Consider the following 16,050-nt stretch of genomic DNA (forward strand, 5'->3'; position numbering starts at 1 on the left):
AAGAAGGCCGGGGAGGGATACCTCTCCGGCCCTTTTTCTGTCGGCGTCACTCGTCTAGGAGCGGCGGATGCCCGATCCCGAAATCGCCCAGAACCCGGTCACCGTCGCCCGCCTGCAGGTGGAGGCGATCATTCCGCCCGAAAAGCGCGGGCCCGGCTGGGATCGCCACTGGCGTGAACTCGAAGCCTATGCCGATGCCGCCATGGAAGGCGCGGTTGGCGACTGGACGGTCAGCCCGGATCGAACTCGAGGCTGACCCGAAAGCCAGGGTTGGCACTCTGGGCGCAGATCGAGGCGCCAAGTCCGCGCGCCATGGCCTTGACCAGGCGCTGCCCAAGGCCGGTACCCTTGGTTTCGGCGTTCTCGCCAAACCCTGCGCCATCATCTTCCACGGTCAGGCGAACGTGGCCGGCCGCGCCGGTTGACAGGATGATCCGCACTTCGCCGGCGCAATCGGCGCCGTAGGCGTACTTGCAGGCATTTGCCACCAGCTCGCAGATGATGATGCCCAGGGTGACTGCCTTGTCGGTCTGCAATTCCATCGGTTCGGTCCTGGCCACGACATTGCGCGGCGCATGCGGCGACGTCCAGGTCTCGGTCAGATCGCGGGCGAGGTTGGCGAGATATTCGTCCAGCGCCACGCTCTCGACATTGCCGGTAGCATAGAGGTGGCGGTTGACGTGCGCGATGGCGCCAATGCGCTGTTGCGAGGCCAGCAGCGCGTTGCGCGCCTCGCCTTCGGGCAGGACCGAAGCCTGCATGTTGATGAAGCTCATCGTCATCTGCAGGTTGTTGGCCACGCGATGGTTGACCTCGCGCAGGAGCGCGGCGAGCCGCTCGTTGCTGGCAATCAGGTCGCGCTCGGCCTGTTCCTTGGCGCGGCGCAGGCGTACCCTTTCGAGCGATTGCGAGAAGGCCGAGCGCAGCAGCTCGATGAAGTCCTCGCCGATCGTCTTGACGACATAGTCTTCGGCACCGGCACGCAGCGCGGCGGCGGCAAGACGGCCATCATCGGCCCCGGTGACGTAGACGACCGGAGGGCAGGAGGGCAGGGCGAGCAGTCGCTCCAGCGTCTGCAAGCCATCCATGCCCGGCATGTGATGATCCACCGCGATAACGTCGAACTCTTCGCCCTGCGCCGTGGCAAGGCCCTCGTGCCCGTCGGCCGCGAGCGTGATCTCGAAGCCCAGCGTGCCAAGGCGACGTTGTACCAGCCGGCGCAGCGCCGGATCGTCGTCGATATAAAGGAGGCGGACGGGATCCGCGCTCAATGGGCCTCCTCGGCGTCCGGCACCTGGATGACCGAGAGGAACAGGCCGAGCTGGCGGATCGCCTCGGCGAAGTTCTCGTAGTTGACCGGCTTGGTGATATAGACGTTGCAGCCCATGTCGTAGCAACGCTGAATCTCCACCTTGTCGTCGGTCGTGGTGAGCACCACAACCGGCGTGCGCCGCAGATGCGGATCGCTCTTGATCTTGGACAGGATGTCGATCCCGCTCATGTCCGGCAGGTTGAGGTCCAGCAGGACAAGGGCCGGGCCGTTGTGTGCCGGGCCGTGCGGATCGTTCCACAGATAGTCGAGCGCGCTGGTGCCATCGGTGAAATGATGGATGGTGTTCGAGATACCGGCGCGCCGGATGTTCTTCTCGATCAGACGGGCATGGCCTTCGTCATCCTCGACCATGACGATGTTGACGGCGAGTTGATCAGGCATCGGCTACTCCGGATTGAAACTTGAGCGGCAGGCTGACCGTGAAGGTCGAACCCTGTCCTTCCTCGGATGATACTTCGACGAGCCCTCCAAGGCGATAGGCCAGCGCGCGCACGTGGGCGAGCCCGATGCCTTCGCCCGGCTGGTCCTGCATGCCCGACCGGCGGAAGAGATCGAAGATGCGATCGTGGTCACGGGCGGATATGCCACGGCCGTTGTCCGTCACCGTTATGATCGCGCGGCCGTGGGATGTGCTGCCCGCAATGCGAATCTCGCCGGGGCGGCCCGGTTGCAGGTACTTCAGCGCATTCTCGATCAGGTTCGACAGGATCTGTTCGATCGCCAGCCGGTCGGTCTCGACTACGGGCAGTTCACCCAGTTCCACGCGCGTTTCGGTTTCGTCGATCCGGTGCTGGAGGGACTCGATAATGGATTGCACCACATCGGCAATCGCAACGTGCGCCGGGGAGAGCGTGCGGCGGCCCTCGCGCGAAAGGCGCAGGATCGCGTTGATCAGGCGGTCCATCTTCTGCGTGGACGACCGGATGAAGCCGATGGATTCGGGCAGGTCCTCCTCCACCGCCAGACGCACCTGCTGCGGCACTTCCTCGCCATCCTTCAGCACGTGTTCGCCGATAACCTTGCGTGCTGCATCAAGCTCTGCGGTAAAGCCCATGACATTGACCAGAGGCGAGCGCAGGTCATGGCTGACGATGTAGGCGAAGCGCTGGATCTCGGCATTGGCGCGCTGCAATTCGGCCGTGCGCTCGTCGACGAGCGTTTCCAGTTCCTGATTGAGCAAATGGAGTTCGCGGCGCTTGCCGTCGATTTCGGCGATGTTGCGGCGGATGATCTGGATGGCGGCTATCGCAACGCCGATGACCAGGGCGGCACAAAGCGCCAACATGGCCGAAAGCAGGGTGCGCGTGCTGTCCTGCGCGAGGTTCCGTTCGCGCAGGAGCTTGTCCTCGCGCACCAGCATCTCGTCGGCATAAGTGCGAATGTGGCGAATGGCCGCAACGGTGCTGTCGCGGTCAAGCGAATCCACCTTGAGAATGCCGAGCTTGGCCTCCGCCTCGGTGGTGCGTGCCTGTTCGGCGTATCCGTCAAAGGCCTTGCGCAGGCCAGCCACCGACCGGACTTGGGAGCTGTTGTCCTTCACCAGCGTTTCGAGCGTGGTCAGCTCGTTGCTGGCATCGGCGATGGCCTTCTCGGCAATCGTGATGAAGTTTGTTTCGGTCGGCGCGATGATGATCCCGCGCCGCGCTGTCTCGGTCCGCTCGGCGTGGCGGACGAAGCGATTTAGCGACGCTTCCACGTCAAGCGTGTGCTCTACCCAATAGGCATCGCGCTCGGCCTGCCGCTGCACGATGACCACGGCGGCAACCGCCGCGACGACGGCTGCGAAGCCGATCGCGAGCAGCAGCAGGATAAGCCGGTTGTTCCCCGCATCGCGCGAGAAAGCGTAAGTCGGCGTCGTCGGCATCGTAAGGTAGCACTCCCGTCGACGCAGGAACTCCTCAAGCCGCCATTGCGTTCCCGCTCTGTGTAAAGAAATGTTACCGGATGTTTTCGGTTGTATAGCACTCGGCGACCAGGCTGATCACTTGGCCCTCAGCCGTGCGCAGCCGGGCCCGGTGCGAAAGGACTGTCCCCTGCGGGCACTGCTCCATCGCCCCGCGCCGCTGTGCCAGACGCTCCCGCTGGAAGCGGAGCGGCGCAACGACTTTCCCGAAGGGCGTGTCGGTCGTGGCCAGCGCGCGGTTCATCTCGGGCGTCAGGCGTGACGGGACATACCAGTTGTGCGCTACCGAGAGCGTGCGGTTCCCGCAGACCAATCGCACATGGCGGTATGCCACCGGCTCGTCGGAGGAAATCTCGAGGCTCTGGCGGACTGCGAGGGAGACCGGTGCGGCGGCGGGATCGGAGATGGCCCGGATCACCGGGGGCTGGGCAAGCCCCCGCCTTTCACACCACTGGCCCAACGCCGCCGTCGCGCTGTCATCGGCGGCAAGCGTGCGCTCGAAATCGGTCAGGGTCGCGGAGCATCCCGCCAGCGCTGGCAGCAGCAGTGCCAGCAGCATCCCATCAAGGTGCGGGCGGAGCATCGGGCGCAGCAACGGCCACGCGCCGGGCCGAGAGAATCTTCACCGGCTTTGCCAGGATCTGCCCCCGCATGATCCCTTCGCCCTCGGTCTCCGAGATCGGTGCAGCGAAGATGGCCTTGACCACTTCCATGCCTTCGACAACCTGACCGAACGCGGCATATCCTGCCTTGGCCTCGGGATCGGTCGAGTCCGGCTGGGCATCGAGGCCCGGCTGGTCCGATACCATGATCGAAAAGTCGCCGGTTGCCGTGCCCGGTGCATAGCGCGCCATCGAAAGCGTGCCGGCCTTGTGCAGGATGCCGGTCACGTTTGTCGGCTCATGCGCGACAGGCGGCAGGTTGCGCCTGGGGTCGCCGCGCGTTCCGGCCTGGATGAGACCGTTCGGCTGCTCGCCCCAGTTGAGATGCATCGCGCGGTAGAAGACCGTGCCATCAAGGCGCTTCGTCTCGGCATATCGGACGAAGTTAGTCGCCGTCGCGGGCGCATGCTTGACGTCGACCTCGACGACAATTCGCCCGGCCTCGGTCTCCAGCGCGACCCGGACCGTGTCGGGCAGGGGAGCAGTCGACGGCGCGGGATAGGCTGGCGCTGCTGCGCGCGGCGCGGGCGCGCGCTTCTTTATCGGCGCGGCGGCAACGAGGGCAAAGGCGATCGGTGCCAGCACGGCAAGGCGACGGGTCAGCACGGCTTCAGATTCCCCCCGCAACGGGGAAACGGCCGATTGCGGCCAGCCCCTCTTCCAGCGCATGGGCGCAGGCCTTGAGCGTCGTCTCGCTGACCGAGCGGATCACGAAATTCGCCCCGGTCTTGCCTTCCCGGAAGAACGGGTAACTGCCGATCTGCACACCATCGAACGCCTTTTCCGTCTCGCGCAGAAGGTCGGCGATCTCGCTTTCTGCCACCCAGCAGCCGACTGTTGTCGAGAGCAAGGGCAACCCACCTTCGAGTTGACCGGTCAGGCCATCGAGCATCTGTGCGGTTATGCCCGGCACACCTGCCATCAGGAAAACGTTGCCGATGCGGATGCCGGGGGCGCCGGAAACGCGGTTCTCGATCAGGTCCGCGCCGGCCGGCACGCGCGCCATGCGCAGGCGCGCATCATTCAGGCCACCGCGCGTGGCGTAGTAGCTTTCCAGAATCGCCCGGGCCTTGGGGTGAATCACTACGTCCACGCCCAGCGCCGCCGCTACTGCGTCAACCGTGATGTCGTCGTGCGTGGGGCCGATGCCGCCGGTGGTGAAGAGGTAGTCGTTGCGGGCGCGCAGGGCATTGACCGCTTCGATGATGGCCACCATGTCGTCTGGCACGACACGCACCTCGCGCAGGCGTATGCCCTGGACGCCAAGCCAGGTCGCCACCTGGGCGATGTTCTTGTCCTGCGTGCGGCCGGACAGGATTTCGTCACCCACGACAATCAGCGCGGCGGTCCAGATGCGGGATTCGTCAGTCATCGCGGGTGTGGTATCGCAACGGGACGTCCCGCAAAAGCGCTTATTCCGCTGCCGCCATGTGCGCCTTGTGCGCGGTTGCGGGGCGGGGATGGCTGAACTGCAGCACGCCATCCTCGATCGGGTCATCGCGCATCCACGTCACGTCCCGCACGTAGTCCTGGTTCAGTCGCCAGCGCATGTCGCTTGCCGACTTGGGCAGGAGATGGCGGGCCCGTTCGATATAGCCCGAGGAGAAGTCGTAGATGTTGTCCTCGTCCAGATGGTGGTTGGGCGCCAGTTTCGGAACGGCCACTTCCATCCCGCGCGATTTCATCGTGTTGAGCACGTCACAGATGTAGCGCGCGTTGATGTCGGCCCGCAGCGTCCACGAGGCGTTGAGATAGCCAAAGACCGCCGCTAGGTTCGGCACGTTCGAGAACATCGCGCCCTTGTAGTAATAGCGGTCGGCGAAATCGACCGGCAGGCCGTCCACGCTGATCGCGATCTTGCCGGCCATTACCATCTTCAGGCCGGTGGCTGTCACGATCACGTCGGCATCGAGATGCTTGCCGGATTGCAGCTGGATGCCGGTCGCATCGAAGCGCTCGATCCGGTCGGTCACGACGCTGGCCTTGCCCGCCTTGATGGCCTCGAACAGGTCGGCGTCGGGCACCAGGCACAGTCGCTGCTCCCACGGATTGTACGGCGGCGTGAAGGCTTTTTCGTCGTATTTGTCGCCCAGAAGGGACTTCAGCCGCTTGGTCAGGAACGCGGCGACCTTGTCCGGCCGGGTGCGTGCCCGCTTGAAAAACAGGTTCTGCAGCTTGACGTTCTTGAAGCGGGTGATCCGGTACGCGGTCTCCTCCGGCAGGAACTTGCGCAGGAAGTTGGCGATCGCGTCCTTGGCCGGCCGGGTGACGTACCACGTCGGCGTGCGTTGCAGCATCGTGACGTGCGCGGCCTTGTCGGCCATCGACGGCACGATCGTCACTGCGGTCGCGCCCGATCCGATGACTACAACCTGCTTGCCCGTGTAATCGAGGTTCTCCGGCCAGAACTGCGGGTGGACGATCTCACCCTTGAAGTCCTCGCGCCCGTCGAAATGTGCTTCGTAAGGCTTGTCGTAATCGTAATAGCCGGATCCGAGATAGAGCCAGCCCGCCGTCACCCGGCTGCGCTGCCCATCCTTGCCTTCAAGGGTCACCACCCAATAACCGGCGGCACTGTCAAAATCGGCGCTGACCACCTTGCTGTCGAAGCGGATATGGCGGCGGATGTCGCGTTCGTCGGCAATCCGGTTGAGGTAGTCGAGGATGGAAGGCCCGTCGGCAATCGACTTCTCGTGCTTCCAGGGTTCGAACACGAAGCCCAGCGTGTGCATGTCCGAATCGGAACGCACGCCGGGATAGCGGAACAGGTCCCAGGTGCCTCCGATCTGTGACCGGCGCTCGACTATGGCGAACGAGCGGTCGGGGCAGAGCATTTTCATGTGTGCTGCCATGCCGATACCGGAGATTCCGGCCCCGACGATCAGCACGTCAGTATCCGGCTTGCTGGCCGTAAAGGTGGACTGCTCTGCACCCACTGTCTCTCTCCATCGCTTCTATTTACAGCGATGTTAGCACACTTGCGCGCGATTGCCAGTGGCGCCCGACTTTGCCACTCATGTCGACATGACCGTTATCGCCGCCCGCCGCTACAGCAATGGCACCGCTCACGATGAAGCCCTTGCACTGACCGGCGAGTGCGTACCCGACCTTGCGCCCCACACCTTTGACTGGATCGGCCTGTGCGAGCCTGACGTGGCCGAGATGGATCTCGTGCGCCGCCAGTATGGCCTGCACTCGTTGGCCGTGGAGGATGCCCTCAATCCCCGCCAGCTGCCCAAGGTCGAGGTCTATGGCCGGACGCTGTTCGTCGTCGCCCGCACCGCCGAGCTGAGGGAGGGCGAGGAGATCGGCTATGGCCAGACAGCATTCTTCGTCGGCCCCCATTTCCTCATCACCGTGCGCTTCGGCAGCACGCGGCCCCACCTGTCCCTGCGGGCCGAGATCGAGGCACAAGGCGACAGGCTTTCTGAAGGACCGGATTACATTCTCCATGCCGTGCTCGATTTCATCGTCGATGGCTACCTGCCGCTGCTCGAACGCCTCGAGGAGATCGCGCAGGAGATGGAAGAGGCGGCCATCGACGTGTTTCCGGAGCAGTCCGTCATCCGCCGCATCTTTCGTCTGCGCCGCCAGCTGCGTCGTTTCGAAAGGGTGATCGGTCCGATGGAGGAGGTTTGCGAACGCCTGGTCGTGGCTGATCTTCCCTGCATCGATCCCACTGCGCGGATCTGGTTCCGCGACGTGCTGGATCATGTCCGCCGGGCGATGGCGCGGATGCGCGGGCTCAAGGAAACGCTCGCGGCGATTGTCGAAACCGCCAGCCTGCTTGAACAGCACCGGCAGGGAGAGATGACCCGTCAGCTAGCTGCCTGGGCCGCCATCCTCGCCGTGCCCACCGCCATTGCCGGCATCTATGGCATGAACTTCGAATACCTGCCCGAGCTGAAGTGGCATTATGGCTACTTTGCGGTTTGGGGGGTCATCATCACCGTCTGCGGGGGCCTGTGGTTGCGCTTCAGGCGGATCGGCTGGCTCTGATCGTGTGGACAATCGCGCGCTTTCGGATTGTTACCGCACTATGACTGCCCTAGTGCGCGCACAGGAGGAGACGAGTCGTTTCCCCTGGTGCGTGCGGCAATTCGGGAAGCTTATCGATGTTCGGCTGGTTCCAGCGTCTCCTGCCCAAGTCGGGCGATTTCTTCGGCATGTTCGAACGCCATGCGGCCGCCTGTGTCGATGCGGCTGATGCGCTCGCCAGGTTGACGCGCGCCCAAGGCGATGCGGCGCAGTGGGTCGGCCGGATCCGCGATCGCGAACACGCTGCCGACGACGTCATCCGCGAAGTGCTGTTCACTGTGCGCCGCACCTTCCTGACGCCGTTTGATCGCGGGGCCATCACTTCGCTGATCGGCGCGATGGATGACACCATCGACGAGATGCAGGCCGCAGCTTCCGCCATCGAGCTTTATGAAGTCGTCGGCTTCGAGGCCGAGATGCAGGCCATGGCCGACAAGATCGTCGAAGCCGTCGGCCTCATTGCCGAAGCCATGCCGCTGCTCCGCGACATCGAGCGCAACGGCGGGCGTCTTCACGCGCTGACCGAACGCATCGTCAAGCTTGAGGGCGAGGTCGACCTGATTCACCAGGCGGGCCTCAAGGCCAACTTCGAACGCCATCGCGCCGATGGCGATCACATCGCGTTCATCGTCTCGCGCGAGATATTCAAGCACCTCGAAAAGATCGCCGACGCCTTCGAGGACGTCGCGAACGAGATCGACGCGCTGGTCATCGACCACGCCTGACGGCGCGGGACAGGAGCTGATCCGATGCACGAGCTCGCCTTTCCGCTGCTGGTCGGCCTGATTGCGCTGGCGCTGGCCTTCGACTTTCTCAACGGCCTGCACGATGCGGCCAATTCCATCGCCACCGTCGTCTCGACGCGCCTGCTCTCGCCCGTGGCGGCGGTGATCTTTGCTGCCGCCGGGAACTTCGGGGCTTACTGGCTGGTCGGTCTCCATGTTGCCGATACCATCGGCAAGGGCATCATCGACAAGGATATCGTGACCCCTGCCGTCGTGTTCGGCGCACTGGTCGGGGCGATGTTCTGGAACATCGTCACCTGGATCAAGGGCATTCCCTCCTCGTCCAGCCATGCCCTGATCGGCGGGCTGCTGGGCGCGGGCGTGATCCACGGCGGGTTTGATGCGATCGAATCCAAGAAGACGATCGAGACGTTCGTCGCCATCTTCATGTCGCCGATGATCGGCATGGCGCTGGCCATGTTCTTCGTGCTCATCACCAGCTGGCTGTTCAAGGGTTTCCAGCCGCGCCGCGCCGAAGGCGTGTTCAAGGGCCTGCACCTGCTGTCCTCGGCGGCCTATTCGATCAGCCATGGCGGCAACGATGCGCAGAAGACCATGGGCATCATTACCGTGCTGCTCTACTCGACCGGCTACCTGAAGGGTGAATTCCACATTCCCGAATGGGTCGTGCTGTCGTGCTACGCTGCCATCTCGCTCGGCACGATGTCGGGCGGCTGGAAGATCATCAAGACGATGGGCACCAAGATCACCCGTCTCAATCATCACACCGGTTTCTGCGCCTCTTCGGCAGGGTCGATCGTCGTGTTCGGGGCGAGCGCGCTCGGCATTCCGGTCTCGACGACCCATGCGATCACCGGCAGCGTCATCGGCACCGGCGCTGCCCGCCGTGCCAGCGCAGTGCGCTGGGGCGTCGCGCAGCGCGTGGTCATGGCCTGGTTCATCACGATCCCGGCCAGCGCCACCGTCAGCGCCGCCTTCTACCTGCTCACGCGCCTGTTCTGATCTGCTCGGGGCGCTATCGCCCCACCGTCATCGCTGTCGCGGGCGGCGGAGGCTTGCGGAACAGGGGCACGCGCTTGAGCCACAGCTTGAGCGCCTCCCAATGAATACCTGAAGTGACCTTGAGAGTTGCCAGAGGGTAGCCCAGCGCTGCTCGCAGGAGTGCCGCATCGGTCAGTTCTGCACGTCGCGCAGAGTGGACTGCCGCCAGGATCGGGCCTTTGCTGTCGGCCACGGTGATACCGATCGTCAGACGATCGCCCGGCGGAGCGACGCAGAAGGCATATTCCAGATCCATCGGCAGGAAGGGGGAGACGTGGAAGCGCTTGGCCGCGCTCTGGTGCAGGATCGTTGCCCCGGGCCGCGCTGCGATCACATAATTGTGCCGTTCGCCGAAGGTGTTCGAAACCTCGTAGATCACTGCCCGCAACGCCCCGTCGGCACCATGGCAGAACCAGGTGCTCAACGGATTGAACGCATATCCCAGAATGCGCGGCATCGTCAGCAGCACGATGCGGCCGCCGTCCGGTTCGATCCCGGCCTCGCGCAGCAAACGTTCCGCATGTGGACGCAGCGCCCCGCCGTCGCCGATATCGCGGTCGTGGAAGGAAAACAGGTTGAACGTCCCGCGCGAAAACAGTCTGAGCCGCGTCGCGAGGTCGTCGATCCGGTCGATGTCGAGCGCCATGTGCAGCACGCGATAGCGCAGTACGTGGATGCAGGGCCGCAATCGCCGATGCAGGACATGCCCAAGGTACAGAGCGCCGTCGTCCATCACGCCATTTCCGGCACGCGCGCCTGGTGCGTCACATGGATGCGCCCGGATTCCTCCGCCACGTTCCACGGTCGGCGCACCCCGCCCAGCTGCTCGGCCACGGCCAGCCCCGATTGCAGCCCGTCCTCGTGGAAACCTGCCCCGAACCACGCTCCGCAGAACCAGGTCCGCCGCCGACCCTGCAAGGACCACAAATCCTTCTGCGCAAGGCCGGCGGCCACGTCGAACACAGGGTGATCATAGGCTTCGCGCCGGATCACCAGTGCCGGGTCCGGCTCGACGAGCGGATTGAGCGTGACGAACAGGTCCTTGTCGGTCGGCAGATGCTGCAGGCGGTTCATCCAGTATGTCACTGAAAGCTGGTGCTGTTCCGCGCCCCGCTGCGCCGCATAGTTCCACGCTGACCACACCTTGCGCCGCCGCGGCATCAGGCGCGGATCGGAATGGAGCACGGCCTCGTTATGGCGATAGGGAAAGGCGCCAAGCAGACGGCGCTCCTCGGCATCGGCATCGCCCAGCATCGCCAGCGACTGATCCGCGTGCGATGCCATCACCACGTGATCGAACCGCTCCCAACCGCGCCCGGTGTCAACCTCGACGCCATTGGGCAGGCGCCGCACCTGCCGCACCGGCGAGGACAGCCGCACCCCCTTGATGAACGGCGCGCTGATCCGCTTCACGTATTCGCGGCTCCCACCATTCACCGTGCGCCAGCGGGGGCGCTCGCGGAACTGCAACAGCCCGTGGTTCTCGAAGAAGCGCACGAAGGCCGCTGCTGGATGATGCGGGATATCGTGCACCGGGGTGGACCAGATCGCCGCTGCCATCGGATAGAGATGATCGTCGCGGAACGCCGGCCCACAGCCCAGCCCGTCAAGATAGGCGCCAAGCCCCAGCTCGCCCATCTCCGGCAGATCGCGCGGCGCCGCCTTGTAGAACCGCACCAGGTCGCGCAGCATCGACCAGAAGCGCGGAGACACGAGGTTCCGCCGCTGCGCGAACAGCCCCCGCAAGTCGCCCGAGTATTCCAGCCGACCCTGGTCCAGCGTCACGGCAAAGCTCATCACCGTCTCGCGCGTCGGCACGCCAAGATGGGCAAACAGCGCGGTCAGGTTGGGATAGGTCCGTTCGTTGTAGACGATGAACCCGGTGTCCACCGGCACGCCATCGGCCTCGACCGTGTTGCTGTGCCCGCCCAGCCGGTCCGCTGCCTCGAACAGCGTCACGCGGTGCCGCCGCGATAGCAGCCACGCAGCCGAAAGGCCGGAGATCCCGCTCCCCACCACGGCAATATCGAGCGCGCCCCCCGGCGCACTACCCTCTGTTATCACACCATGACCCCCATAGGCACCGCGATACGAACCGCCGCGACCTTACCCGTCCGTTTCCCGTTATAGACCGTTCCCGTGGTGACAGGTTGACACAAGTCACACCCCGGTGGCTAGTTGCTCTTCGTGAGCCTCCTTGCCCCGCTGATCTCGCTCGTAGAGCGCGCCCCGCTGCCCGATGCGCTGACCCGCGCCGGTGTGTCCTTCATGTGCGAAAAGCGCCGCCGCGCGGTCCATCGCGATCGGCCCGACGATGCGCGTTTCGCCGCGTGGATGGCGCAGCGGCCCGTTGCCGAACACACCGAAGCCGCCAACGAACAGCACTATGAACTGCCGCCGCGCTTTTTTGAATTGAGCCTTGGGCCGAACGCCAAGTATTCCTGCTGTCTCTATCCCACCGGCAACGAGACGCTCGAACAGGCCGAACTTGCGGCCCTTTCCGCCACCATGGAACATGCCGCGCTCGAAGATGGCCAGCACATCCTCGAACTCGGCTGCGGCTGGGGTTCGCTCAGCCTCACCATGGCCGCGCGCTTTCCCAACGCTCGCATCACCGCCGTCTCGAATTCTCGGCCACAGGGCGAACATATCCGCGCAAAAGCCGAAGCGCGCGGTCTCAGCAACCTCACCGTGCTGACTGCCGACATGAATGCCTTTGCGCCGGAAGGGCAGTTTGATCGCGTCGTCTCGGTCGAGATGTTCGAACACATGGCCAACTGGCGCGAACTGCTTGCCCGGGTGAAGACATGGCTCCGGCCCGATGGTCGCCTGTTCCTTCACGTCTTCAGCCATCGCCAGTATCCCTACCGCTTCGACACCGCCGACAAGTCCAGCTGGATCGCGCAGTATTTCTTCACCGGCGGCATTATGCCCAGCCACGCGCTCATCGGCCAGTTCGACGATCTGTTCGCGCTCGAGCGGGAATGGTGGTGGGATGGCACGCACTACGAAAAGACCGCGCGCCACTGGCTTGCGCTGTTCGATGCCAAGGCGGCCGAGATCGAGCCGGTGCTACGTCAGGTCTATGGCGGCGATACGCCATTGTGGATGCGTCGGTGGCGCCTGTTCTACCTCGCCACCGCAGGATTGTTCGGTCATCGCGGCGGCAGGGAATGGGGCGTCAGCCACTGGCTGCTCAGGCCGGTATAAAAAAAGGCACTTGGCAATCGCGGCTCCAGCGGCAAGACTGGTTGCGATAGAAACTTGCTCAGGGAGCCTTCCAGACATGACCGTCCGCTCGCGCGTCGCCACCGGCGTCGCCGCCATTGCGCTTTGCGCCACCGCTGCTCCTGTCTTTGCCGGACCTGCCGAGGACAGGCTGATCGCCCAATTGCTTGACGAAGGCCTTAACCGCTCCGACGCGATGGAAACCGCCTCGGAACTGATGGACCGGATCGGCCCGCGCCTCACAAACTCGGAAAACCACCGCAAGGCCGAAGACTGGGCTGCGGCAAAGTTCGCGTCCTACGGCCTCAAGAACATTCACCGCGAACCGTTCGAGTTCGGTCTTGGCTGGAACCTCAAGTCCTATTCCGCCACGATGACCAGCCCGCGCAGCCTGCCGCTCACTGTTCTGCCGGTAGCGTGGTCGCCCGCCACGAATGGCACGATCACCGCTCCGGTCGTGGTCGCGCCGATGAGCAAGGTGGAGAATTTCGAAGCCTGGAAGGGCAAGCTCGCCGGCAAGATCGTCCTCGTCAGCCTGCCGGGCGAGAGCAGCGAATCCAAGGATCCGATGTTCGAACGCCTCTCGGGCGAGGATATCGGCAAGCTCGACAAGTACAGCCTCCCGCGCCACGATCCCGAAGGGCTGGCCATGCAGGTCGCGCGTCGCGGCTTTGCCCGCAAGCTTTCCGAATTCCTCAAGGCCGAAGGCGCGCTGGCGATGGTCAAGATGACCTACCGCGACGGCAAGCTGGTCCACGGCGAAGGCTATGATTTCATCCCCGGCGAAACGCTCGCTGTGCCGGCGATGGACATGGCGCAGGAAGACTACCGCCGCCTCGTCCGCCTTGAGAAGACTGGCGCTGCCCCGCAGCTCTCCCTGTCGATCGACGCCAGCTTCGATGACAAGGACCTCATGGCCGACAACGTCATCGCCGAAATTCCCGGCACCGATCCCAAGGCAGGTTACGTCATGGCCGGTGCCCACTTCGACAGCTGGATCGCTGGCGATGGCGCTTCCGACAACGGTGCGGGCAGTGTTGCCGTGATCGAAGCCGCGCGCCTCCTTTCCAGGATGGGTGTCCGGCCGAAGCGCACCATCCGCTTCGCATTGTGGAGCGGGGAAGAGCAGGGGCTGCTCGGGTCCAAGGCCTATATCGAGCGGCACCTGGCGACGCGGCCGGTGGATCCCACGCTCAAGGGGATCGACAGCTATTCGGCATGGCGCAACGCCTATCCGATCACGCCCAAGGCCGGCTATGCCGATCTCAAGGCCTATTTCAACATGGACAACGGCTCGGGCAAGTTCCGCGGCATCTATGCCGAAGGCAATGTGGCTGCCGCGCCGATCCTGCGCGAATGGCTGGCGCCCTTCAATTCGCTCGGCGCGGACAAGGTGGTGATGAGCAAGACTGGCGGCACCGATCACGTCTATCTTCAGGCGATCGGCCTGCCCGGCTACCAGTTCATCCAGGACCCGCTCGACTACGACAGCCGCGTCCACCACTCGAGCGTCGACACGCTCGATCACATGCGCGCCGATGACATGCGCCAGGCCTCGGTGATCCTGGCCGGCATGCTGTTGCAGGCCGCAATGAGCGACAAGGAATTGCCCCGCTCGCCCTTGCTGACAAAGCCCGACGCCACCGATCCGTTCAAGGTGCAGGACCCCAACCAGTAACACGATCAGACTCGCTCCTTCCCTTGGCCGCCATGGCTAACGGAAGGAGCGCAGGCCTTACGCATTTCCACGGAGTTTTCCGGCTGGAAAAGGCACACCCGCTATAACCTAGGTTAGTGCCCGTCATTCAAGCAGGCGGGCCATGCTCAAGCGCATATCCACGGACGAAGTCCAACTCGGCATGTTCATCCACAAGCTGGAAGGAAGCTGGTTCAGCCATCCCTTCTGGAAGCGGAAGTTCCTGCTCGATGATCCCGACATGCTCGAACGCCTGCGCGAGAGTGACGTGGACGGCGTGATCATCGATACGACCCGCGGCAAGGCCGTGGCGGACGAACCTGTTGCAGCACCGCATATCGTCTCGGGCCCGCGTAACGCCGGCATGACCGCCAAGTCCATGCGCCCTGCCATCGAACCCGTGCCCCAGCGGCCCGGGCCTGGTTTCGGTCGGGCACCTGCAGCCATGCCCATGGCGCGTGAATTCGGGCGGGCCAAGCGTGCTGCCGGCGATGCCCTGCGCGTGGTGAGCAAGGCCTTCATCGAGGTCAGGCTGGGCAAGGCGATCAAGGTGCACGATATCGAACCCGTGCTCGATGCCGTCTATGCCTCGGTCCAGCGCAACCTCTACGCCTTCAACGGCCTGCTGCGCTGCCAGAACGACAACGAGCCGGTCTATCGCCATTCGCTTGCCGTCAGCGCCCTGATGATCGCGCTGGCCCGCCATATGAAATTCTCGCCCGTCGACATCCGCGACGCGGGCATGGCAGGCCTGCTGATGGACGTTGGCGTAGGGCAACTCCCGGTCGACCTCGCGTCGGTCGGCGGGGACTATTCGCTGCTTCGCCCCGACCTACGCGAACAGCACGTCGTGCTTGGTTACACCTTCCTCAAGGCGGCAGGCGACATTCCCGAGCCGGTGCTGCGGGTGATCCTGCACCATCACGAAAGGCTCGACGGCAGCGGCTATCCGCAAGGTCTGAGCGGCGCGGCAATCGAAGCCCTCAGCCGCATGGCCGCAATCTGCGATACCTATGACACGCTGATTTCGGGTGCCGAGCAGCTTGATCCGGCCGACGCTATCCGCAGGCTGCGCGAACAGCCAAGCACGTTCGATCCCGGCATCCTCGAACGCTTCGTCGAAACCGTCGGTGTCTACCCGATCGGTTCCTTCGTGCGCCTGCGGTCACAGCGCCTGGCCATGGTGGTCGACGAGGACCCTGCCGACACCGCGCTCCCGGTCGTCCGCACCTTCTGGTCCCTGCCTCTGGCCAAGCGGCTCAAGGGCGAGACGATCGCACTTGCCCATTGCTACGGCGACGATGCCATCGAAGGCATCGCCGACCTTGCCGACCTCGATCTGCCGGATATCGGCGCCCTGCGCGAAAGCCTGCTGGCCGCTGCCTGCAAGGAAGCGGCCTGAT

16 protein-coding genes are annotated in these 16,050 nt (G+C 64.3%); 7 read left to right on the forward strand and 9 right to left on the reverse strand.

The window, feature by feature from the left end:
* The first annotated feature begins 67 nt into the window (after window positions 1–67).
* A complete protein-coding gene (locus tag AC1Q5P_RS13115; protein WP_039331855.1) occupies window positions 68–256 on the forward strand; it encodes a hypothetical protein in 189 nt (62 codons plus the stop codon).
* Here the strand turns inward: AC1Q5P_RS13115 and AC1Q5P_RS13120 are convergent.
* The 7 genes from AC1Q5P_RS13120 to AC1Q5P_RS13150 all read right to left on the reverse strand — a co-directional run bounded on the left by AC1Q5P_RS13120 (window position 231) and on the right by AC1Q5P_RS13150 (window position 6,834).
* Window positions 231–1,271: a sensor histidine kinase gene (locus AC1Q5P_RS13120; protein ID WP_193827087.1), complete on the reverse strand. Its 1,041-nt coding sequence runs from the start codon at window positions 1,269–1,271 to the stop codon at window positions 231–233. The two genes, AC1Q5P_RS13115 and AC1Q5P_RS13120, sit on opposite strands and share 26 nt — an antisense overlap.
* On the reverse strand, window positions 1,268–1,714 hold the full coding sequence (locus AC1Q5P_RS13125) for a response regulator (protein WP_039331857.1): 447 nt from the start codon (window positions 1,712–1,714) through the stop codon (window positions 1,268–1,270). Before AC1Q5P_RS13125 ends, AC1Q5P_RS13120 begins: the two co-directional genes overlap by 4 nt.
* The gene (locus tag AC1Q5P_RS13130; RefSeq protein WP_492519168.1) at window positions 1,707–3,197 is read right to left on the reverse strand and encodes a sensor histidine kinase; all 1,491 of its coding nucleotides are present in this window, start codon (window positions 3,195–3,197) and stop codon (window positions 1,707–1,709) included. The genes AC1Q5P_RS13125 and AC1Q5P_RS13130 overlap by 8 nt, the downstream gene beginning before the upstream one ends.
* 73 nt (window positions 3,198–3,270) lie before the next feature.
* Window positions 3,271–3,819, reverse strand: coding sequence for a hypothetical protein (locus tag AC1Q5P_RS13135; protein ID WP_492519169.1), 549 nt, complete (start codon window positions 3,817–3,819; stop codon window positions 3,271–3,273).
* Window positions 3,800–4,504 carry a peptidylprolyl isomerase gene (locus tag AC1Q5P_RS13140; RefSeq protein ID WP_193827084.1) on the reverse strand — a complete coding sequence of 235 codons (705 nt, stop codon included), beginning with the start codon at window positions 4,502–4,504 and terminating at the stop codon, window positions 3,800–3,802. The genes AC1Q5P_RS13135 and AC1Q5P_RS13140 overlap by 20 nt, the downstream gene beginning before the upstream one ends.
* A 4-nt stretch (window positions 4,505–4,508) precedes the next feature.
* A complete protein-coding gene (locus AC1Q5P_RS13145) occupies window positions 4,509–5,270 on the reverse strand; it encodes a competence/damage-inducible protein A (protein ID WP_492519170.1) in 762 nt (253 codons plus the stop codon).
* Between the two features lie 40 nt (window positions 5,271–5,310).
* Window positions 5,311–6,834: a flavin-containing monooxygenase gene (locus AC1Q5P_RS13150; RefSeq protein WP_492519171.1), complete on the reverse strand. Its 1,524-nt coding sequence runs from the start codon at window positions 6,832–6,834 to the stop codon at window positions 5,311–5,313.
* Window positions 6,835–6,922: 88 nt separating this feature from the next.
* On the opposite strand from AC1Q5P_RS13150, the gene AC1Q5P_RS13155 reads away from it, so the two are divergent.
* From AC1Q5P_RS13155 to AC1Q5P_RS13165, 3 genes are all read left to right on the forward strand, one after another.
* Window positions 6,923–7,897, forward strand: a complete 975-nt coding sequence (locus tag AC1Q5P_RS13155) for a magnesium and cobalt transport protein CorA (protein WP_427463863.1) — start codon at window positions 6,923–6,925, stop codon at window positions 7,895–7,897.
* Between the two features lie 116 nt (window positions 7,898–8,013).
* The gene (locus tag AC1Q5P_RS13160; protein WP_039331869.1) at window positions 8,014–8,661 is read left to right on the forward strand and encodes a DUF47 domain-containing protein; all 648 of its coding nucleotides are present in this window, start codon (window positions 8,014–8,016) and stop codon (window positions 8,659–8,661) included.
* A gap of 24 nt (window positions 8,662–8,685) precedes the next feature.
* Entirely contained in the window at window positions 8,686–9,684 is a 999-nt protein-coding gene (locus tag AC1Q5P_RS13165; protein ID WP_039331872.1) for an inorganic phosphate transporter, read from the forward strand.
* Window positions 9,685–9,697: 13 nt separating this feature from the next.
* On the opposite strand, the gene AC1Q5P_RS13170 is transcribed toward AC1Q5P_RS13165, so the two are convergent.
* Together AC1Q5P_RS13170 and AC1Q5P_RS13175 are read right to left on the reverse strand one after the other, a co-directional pair.
* Window positions 9,698–10,456: a DUF1365 domain-containing protein gene (locus tag AC1Q5P_RS13170; protein WP_492519172.1), complete on the reverse strand. Its 759-nt coding sequence runs from the start codon at window positions 10,454–10,456 to the stop codon at window positions 9,698–9,700.
* Window positions 10,456–11,787, reverse strand: coding sequence for an NAD(P)/FAD-dependent oxidoreductase (locus AC1Q5P_RS13175; protein ID WP_492519173.1), 1,332 nt, complete (start codon window positions 11,785–11,787; stop codon window positions 10,456–10,458). The genes AC1Q5P_RS13170 and AC1Q5P_RS13175 overlap by 1 nt, the downstream gene beginning before the upstream one ends.
* A 123-nt stretch (window positions 11,788–11,910) precedes the next feature.
* Here AC1Q5P_RS13175 and AC1Q5P_RS13180 point away from each other — a divergent pair, with 123 nt between their 5' ends.
* From AC1Q5P_RS13180 to AC1Q5P_RS13190, 3 genes are all read left to right on the forward strand, one after another.
* Window positions 11,911–12,933, forward strand: a complete 1,023-nt coding sequence (locus AC1Q5P_RS13180; protein ID WP_427463860.1) for an SAM-dependent methyltransferase — start codon at window positions 11,911–11,913, stop codon at window positions 12,931–12,933.
* Between the two features lie 76 nt (window positions 12,934–13,009).
* Window positions 13,010–14,629, forward strand: a complete 1,620-nt coding sequence (locus tag AC1Q5P_RS13185; RefSeq protein WP_492519174.1) for a M20/M25/M40 family metallo-hydrolase — start codon at window positions 13,010–13,012, stop codon at window positions 14,627–14,629.
* Between the two features lie 142 nt (window positions 14,630–14,771).
* Window positions 14,772–16,049, forward strand: coding sequence for a cyclic di-GMP phosphodiesterase (locus AC1Q5P_RS13190; RefSeq protein WP_492519175.1), 1,278 nt, complete (start codon window positions 14,772–14,774; stop codon window positions 16,047–16,049).
* The last annotated feature ends 1 nt before the right edge of the window (window position 16,050 follow it).

It is taken from the genome of Novosphingobium sp. GW835-FHT14H07 (assembly GCF_058793515.1).